The sequence below is a fragment of the Vibrio sp. 1641 genome, from assembly GCF_033339995.1.
Classification (GTDB): domain Bacteria; phylum Pseudomonadota; class Gammaproteobacteria; order Enterobacterales; family Vibrionaceae; genus Vibrio; species Vibrio alginolyticus.
On sequence record NZ_JAWOVP010000282.1, the window covers coordinates 1 to 620 of the forward strand.

Genomic DNA, 620 nt, shown 5'->3' on the forward strand with positions numbered 1-620 from the left:
TGATTCGGTATAACAATCAAGCTCGCTTATCTCAAGAGCAAACTTAGCACCATTGAAGCTTAAAAGCTCACGGACAAAATCTTCGTCAGCTAAACAAGAGAGTTTAATATTAAAAGAGTGTAGTTGGTGAGGGTATTTTTCAAGAGAAAATCGAATTTGTTGTAAAGCAAGAGTTTGAATAAACGTGTTGTCTATAATGGAAAAGAATACGTCGTTGTTTATGTTGCTTTTATCAAAAGTGCTTATCTTAGACAAAGTTTCGTAATATTGAATTTCTTGGCTTCTCGGACAGAGGATAGGTTGTACTAACGTTTTTATATCAAAGTCAGTCAATTTGAAGCTAGGTAGGTAAGGCATATTCCTTTTCATATTATCCACTTTATCCGTTTACTATTACTATGTTTGACTCACACTTAAACATCGTTTCATATTCTATATCTAAAGTTCTCACGTCAGGAAATTAAGAATTATAATACCTCTATAAATAATATTTAATGTTCATTAAGCACCATCGAGAAAACAGGTGCCTAATGAACGATGATAGAAATTTATTTCGCAACAACAGACAGTTCTACGTCGAATTCTTCACGACCACTGATGCTGAAATAGTATTGTCCCAT

Annotated in this window: 1 pseudogene; it reads right to left on the reverse strand. The window is 33.4% G+C overall.

The annotated features are described in order from the left end of the window. Positions 1–369, reverse strand: a pseudogene (locus R7Z47_RS25535) (EAL domain-containing protein); the annotation flags it as partial. Positions 370–620 lie beyond the last annotated feature (251 nt).